This window comes from Modestobacter sp. DSM 44400, assembly GCF_900107175.1.
Lineage (GTDB): Bacteria > Actinomycetota > Actinomycetes > Mycobacteriales > Geodermatophilaceae > Modestobacter.
On sequence record NZ_FNOZ01000108.1, the window covers coordinates 1 to 4,977 of the forward strand.

Consider the following 4,977-nt stretch of genomic DNA (forward strand, 5'->3'; position numbering starts at 1 on the left):
ACGCAGGCCCGGATGGCAGCCCTCGCTGGTGTGCCGCGCTCGACTGTGGAGCGGATCGAGGCCGGCACCCGGCAGCCGTCGCTGCCCACGTTGGGGAAGCTGCTGGCGGCGGTCGACCTGGACATGCGGATCCGGCTGGAGGGCTATGACAACCACGATGATGTCCTGGACGCCAACTACGCGGCGATGACGCCCGAGCAGCGCGCCGCCACGGACACCGGTCACGAAGCGATGATCGCCCTGGTCGACGCCGGTCGAGCCGCGCAGCCGTGACCGACGCCGATGACCGCACCGAGCCGGCCCAGTTCGACGCGGAGCCGATCCTGGCCGTGCTGGAACGCCACGGCGTCGAGTGATCGTCGGCGGCTACGCCGCCCGGATGCACGGCTCGGCGCGGCCCACCCGCGATGTCGACGTCGCCCCGGCGACCACCGGGGAGAACCTGGACCGGCTGGCCGCCGCGCTGCGGAAGCTTGACGCGCGCATCCGCATCGACGCCGTCCCCGAGGGGCTGCCGTTCGCCACCTCGGGGGAGTCCCTGGCCGGGGTGCGGATGCTGAACTTGCAGACTCGGCACGGCGAGCTGGATCTCGCCATCCGCCCGGCCGCCTTCGAGGGCGGCTACGACGAGCTGGTCGTGCGCTCCACCCGCCGCACCGTCGGCGGGGTGCGGGTGCGGGTCGCGGCGCTCGAGGACGTCATCCGCTCCAAGGAGGCCGCCGCGCGCGACAAGGACATTCGCGCGTTGCCAGAGCTGTACCGGCCGGCCAACATCAACCGTCAGTCGGCGGCCTTCCCCGATTCATCGCAGGCAGCCGGCCATCCGGTGCCCGAGCCGGTCACCCAGCAGAGCGCATCGCCCCAGGCCGGGGTCGGTGTTCTCAGCAGCACTTGTCACCCGAGCGCGTTGTGGCTGTCGATGGATCGGCGGTGCGCACGCTGCGTGCGCGGCGCTGAAACCCCCAGATGGCCAGGACGACGGCGGCGCCCAGCATCAGGACGCTTCCGGTGACGCCGCCGAGTACGGCGCCACTTCCGGCGGTCAGGCCGGCCGCGAGGAGCAGGGGGAGACCGCAACAAACGATGGGGAGCAGGGCCAGGAGCCCGAACCACCAGCCGGAAGGGCCCGGCCGCGCTTCCTGGTCCAGAGGCTCGCCGATCTCATCGAGCGGGCGTCGCGCCGGGAGCTGGTGGTCGGTCGGTGACGGGGTGCGCTGTGTCATGAGGGTTCCTTCATGGGTGACGTTCGCGGTGTTGACAGGCGTGGCGGTGGTTCCGGTGTCGTTCAAGGACGCCGTCCGCGTAGGCCCCAGAGGGTCTCGGTGGTGGCTGCGACAGCGAGCCCGAAAACCAAGTGTGCGAGGAAGCCGCGAAGATGTGTGGCGAGCGGATAGGCACGATTGGGTGCGCTGTAGCCCAGCAGCGGGGCCATGGCCTCGTCGGCGACCAGGGACATGGCCGCGCCGGTGCCCAGGCCGGCGAGGGCCGGGTGGATGTCGCGGGTACGTCGCAGCACCCCGTACACCGGGGACCAGCTCAAGGCCAGCTCGTAGTGCATCGCCAGGGACGCACGCTCCAGTGCCCTACCGTGCAGCTCGGCCTCGAGGCTGGCGGCGATCTTCTTCGCCGCGAGCTCGTACGGCGGCCCGGGCCGGACGGCGTCCTCGTGTTGGCGGTCCTCCTCGGACTCCAGTTCATAGAGCCTCATGCTGACGGGTTCCATCGCCTTGGTGGCCAGGTATCCGGCCACTGCGGCGACGGCGAGGTCTTCGGCGACATCGGTGACGGCAGGCATGCGGTGTTCCTCTCTGGTCGTCGGGATCGGGTCGATCAGGTCGTCGGGGCTGACGGGTGGAGGAGGTCGCCGAAGGCCAGCGTCCCGGCTTCCACCGCCTCCGAGAGCGTGAGGACGAAACCGTCCAGGCCGTGCTTGCGCTGGTAGGCGAGGGCATGGTCGCTGGTGGTGAGGAGATTGATCACCGGACAGCAGGTTTCGGTGAGCCGTCCCTGACCCGACGAGCCCACGAACACCACCGCGTCAGCCGGTTGCCAGGTCCAGTGCCCGCTGCGGCTAACGGCAGTGACTTCCTCGCCTGTTAGTGCGTCGAGGGACGGATGTCGACATCGCGGCCAAGCATGGCCGCCATGCCCAGGGCGTCCACGGCACAGTTCGCGAACACGGTCGGGCCGTTGACAATGAGGACCCGGTGCGCTGTCGGGCCGGAGGCGAACGGGACCCCACCAGACACTTTCCTGCCGGAGTGGTCCAGGAACAACAGCTCCGCCTCGGTGAGCTGCTGCAGCGATGTGTCGAGGGCCAGATGAAGCTCCTTGGCCCAGTTCTGGAGCTGATCATGCGTCGGCGGCTTTCCGCTCTGGCCGAAGGCGAGCAGTGTCCGCCGGTGCAGCAGCTGCACCGGCTCGGGAAGCAACTCGCGCCCGGCTCAACAGGTTGTCCGCCGGTAGTCCGGCGGCCTCCACGAGCGTCTTCACCTGGGAAGTCATCCTGGTGCTCCATTCGTTGCGTCCTGGCCGGCCTGAGGGGCTATCCAGCCTCGTTTCGTGGTTCAGTCCTCAGTCAGAGCATGGAGCCGAGGTCTGAGCCCACCGTGGGATAGGCGGTGGTCATGGACTTCAGCTGACGGGTCGTGAGGTCGAGCTTCATCGCAAGGGCGAGGAAGTTGATCAGCTCGCCGTACTCGGGGCCCAGCAGGTGTGCCCCGACGATTCGGTCGCTGGACCGGTCGATCAGGATCTTGGCGGCGGCGGTCGTCTCACCGATCCGGTAATTGGAGTACCACCCACTGGTGTCGCTGTAGCGAACGTCGAGATCGATGCCCTCGTCCCGCGCTTCTTGTTCGAGCATCCCCACCCGCGCGAGTTCGGGAATCGTGAACACAGCGGTCGGAACACCGGCGTAGTCCGGGACTGCCGTGATGCGTTTGAGCATGTTGGACGCGGCGACCTTGCCCTCGAAGACCGCGACAGGGGTCAGCGGCATCCCCGGGGTGTTGGCTGAGTCGCCGGCGGCGTAGACCGCCGGGTTGGTCGTGCTCTGCAGGTGAGCGGCGACGTGTACGCCGCGCTCGTCCCACGCGACCCCGGCTGCATCGAGGTCCAGGCTGGACAGGTCGGGTGTTCGACCGGCGCCGTGCACGATCAGGTCGAACTCCCTGCTCTCGGCCTGCCCGGATCGTTCGACGCTGACCTGGTAGCCGGTCGGGGTCTGCTCGATCGCGGTGATCGTCGTAGAGCGCTGCAGCTCGATCCCCACCCCGGTGCCTCGGGTGATCAGGAGCTCGACGAGGTCGGGATCGAACGCCTTGAGGGGACGCGCTCCGCGGTCGACGATGACCGGGGCACTGCCGGCACGCGCCGAGATGTGGGCGAACTCGAAGGAGATGAAGCCGCCACCGACGAACATGATTCGCGGCGGGAGAATCTCCAGATCCAGGAAGTCGGTGCTGTCGACCAGGTGCTCGTGACCAGGGAATTCCAGAGGTCGCGGACGTGCACCGGTGGCGATCAGGAAATGCGTCGCGTGGTAGGGGGTGCCGTCGATCTCGATGCTGGTCTTGTCGGTGAAGCGAGCGAGACCGTGAAGGGTGTCGATGCCGTTGCCGGCGAGGCTGCCCTCCATGTTCCGGGGGACCGGATCGGTGAAGCCGTGCTTGTGCTTCATCAGGTCGGTCCAGTTGAGTGAAAGTCCCTCGTCGTCGATGCCCTTGCCGCGCATCAGCCGGGCGCTGTCGATGATCTCTGCACCACGACGCAGGATCTTCTTCGGATCACATCCGCGCAACGCGCACGTGCCGCCGTACGGCAGCGCGTCAACGATCGCAACATTCCAGCCCTGCGACGCGCACTTGTTGGCCGCGGAGACACCGGCCATGCCGGCGCCGATGACGATCAAGTCATAGCTTCGGGTCATTGCACGGTTTTGCCGACGACGGTGAGCGCTGCGCGGAGTTGCTCCACCGTGGGCGCGCCCGCCATGCCCTTTGGAGTGCGGTAGACCCGACACGACAGTCCGACCCCGGCGTCGGGCTCGGCGAAGACGTCGACGCCATCCACCAGGATGCTCGGCGAGCCGTGGAAGCCAACCCGCTCGGCTTCCTCCGGCGTGTCAACGAGATGGCGCGTCAGTGTGAGGTCGGCGCGTTCTGCGGCGATCGCCGCAAGGCGCTCGTCGGCGACCTTCCAGTTCGGGCAAGCGTCGAAGTACAGCAAGGCAACGTCCATGCGCACGACCATAAACCTTGATCCGCGGTGCAAGGTCAAGAGCTAGGGTGGAGAGATGTTGATCGGAGAACTCGCTGGCGCCGCCGGTCTGCCCAGCCAGACCATCAGGTTCTACGAGCGCAGGGGCCTCCTGCCCGAACCCGAGCGTGGTGCCAACGGGTACCGAACCTACGACGAATCCACGCTCACCCGATTGAACTTCATCCACTCTGCTCAGGCTGCGGGTCTCTCCCTCGCCGAGATCGGCAGCATCATCGATCTTCGCGACGACGGCAACGTCCCGTGCACGCATGTGGCGAGCCTGATCGACAGCAAGCTCGCCGACGTTCGTGCACGCATCAGGACCCTTGACGTTCTGGAAGCAGAACTAGAAAAGGTCATCGCACGCAGCCACCGCCTTGATCCCGCCGACTGCACCGACGCCGATATCTGCCACATTCTCGTCTGATCGAGCAGCCGAGCCGACACAGAAGGTTCAACCCGTCTCGGCCCGCGCTCAAGCGCTTTCCCTCTCATAGAAACGACTCTTGGAAGGGGTTGAGGAGTAGCCTCCGGTAATTCTGGACGTTGATCGTGAGTTCGCCCCAGATGTCGCGCCGGGCTCGGTGCTGCGAGTGGTGTCCACGCGGTTTAAGGATTCCAGCAGCCCGACTCCACCGAACTCGGGGCACCCCACAGCCTCCACTGAACCCGGGCGGTTCACCCGTGGACCCGACGCCCCGGCACCAAGCACCC

Annotated in this window: 8 protein-coding genes; 3 read left to right on the forward strand and 5 right to left on the reverse strand. The window is 67.3% G+C overall.

Going from position 1 to position 4,977, the window contains the following annotated elements; all coding sequences use genetic code 11:
- A partial coding sequence (locus BLW04_RS24695) for a helix-turn-helix transcriptional regulator (RefSeq protein WP_139307028.1) occupies positions 1-273 on the forward strand: 273 nt, incomplete at its 5' end.
- Between the two features lie 79 nt (positions 274-352).
- The gene (locus BLW04_RS27180; RefSeq protein ID WP_175484283.1) at positions 353-1,012 is read left to right on the forward strand and encodes a hypothetical protein; all 660 of its coding nucleotides are present in this window, start codon (positions 353-355) and stop codon (positions 1,010-1,012) included.
- A 273-nt stretch (positions 1,013-1,285) separates the two neighbouring features.
- Here BLW04_RS27180 and BLW04_RS24705 read toward each other — a convergent pair whose 3' ends face one another.
- From BLW04_RS24705 to BLW04_RS24725, 5 genes are all read right to left on the reverse strand, one after another.
- The gene (locus tag BLW04_RS24705) at positions 1,286-1,795 is read right to left on the reverse strand and encodes a DUF1440 domain-containing protein (protein ID WP_091548208.1); all 510 of its coding nucleotides are present in this window, start codon (positions 1,793-1,795) and stop codon (positions 1,286-1,288) included.
- A 35-nt stretch (positions 1,796-1,830) separates the two neighbouring features.
- Positions 1,831-2,169, reverse strand: coding sequence for an organomercurial lyase (merB, locus tag BLW04_RS24710; RefSeq protein ID WP_091548210.1), 339 nt, complete (start codon positions 2,167-2,169; stop codon positions 1,831-1,833).
- Positions 2,097-2,417, reverse strand: coding sequence for an organomercurial lyase (gene merB, locus BLW04_RS24715; protein WP_175484284.1), 321 nt, complete (start codon positions 2,415-2,417; stop codon positions 2,097-2,099). Before merB (BLW04_RS24715) ends, merB (BLW04_RS24710) begins: the two co-directional genes overlap by 73 nt.
- Before the next feature lie 161 nt (positions 2,418-2,578).
- Positions 2,579-4,024: a dihydrolipoyl dehydrogenase family protein gene (locus BLW04_RS24720; protein ID WP_217631262.1), complete on the reverse strand. Its 1,446-nt coding sequence runs from the start codon at positions 4,022-4,024 to the stop codon at positions 2,579-2,581.
- Positions 3,928-4,242: a thioredoxin family protein gene (locus BLW04_RS24725; protein ID WP_091548222.1), complete on the reverse strand. Its 315-nt coding sequence runs from the start codon at positions 4,240-4,242 to the stop codon at positions 3,928-3,930. Before BLW04_RS24725 ends, BLW04_RS24720 begins: the two co-directional genes overlap by 97 nt.
- A gap of 55 nt (positions 4,243-4,297) precedes the next feature.
- Between BLW04_RS24725 and BLW04_RS24730 the strand changes: the two genes are divergently transcribed.
- Entirely contained in the window at positions 4,298-4,690 is a 393-nt protein-coding gene (locus tag BLW04_RS24730) for a heavy metal-responsive transcriptional regulator (protein ID WP_091548216.1), read from the forward strand.
- Positions 4,691-4,977: the final 287 nt, after the last annotated feature.

Bases quoted from the DNA above. Each gene is read 5' to 3' on its own strand.
- BLW04_RS24725 (WP_091548222.1), bottom strand. From the start codon at position 4,242: ATGGACGTTGCCTTGCTGTACTTCGACGCTTGCCCGAACTGGAAGGTC.
- BLW04_RS24730 (WP_091548216.1), top strand. From the start codon at position 4,298: ATGTTGATCGGAGAACTCGCTGGCGCCGCCGGTCTGCCCAGCCAGACC.
- BLW04_RS24705 (WP_091548208.1), bottom strand. From the start codon at position 1,795: ATGCCTGCCGTCACCGATGTCGCCGAAGACCTCGCCGTCGCCGCAGTG.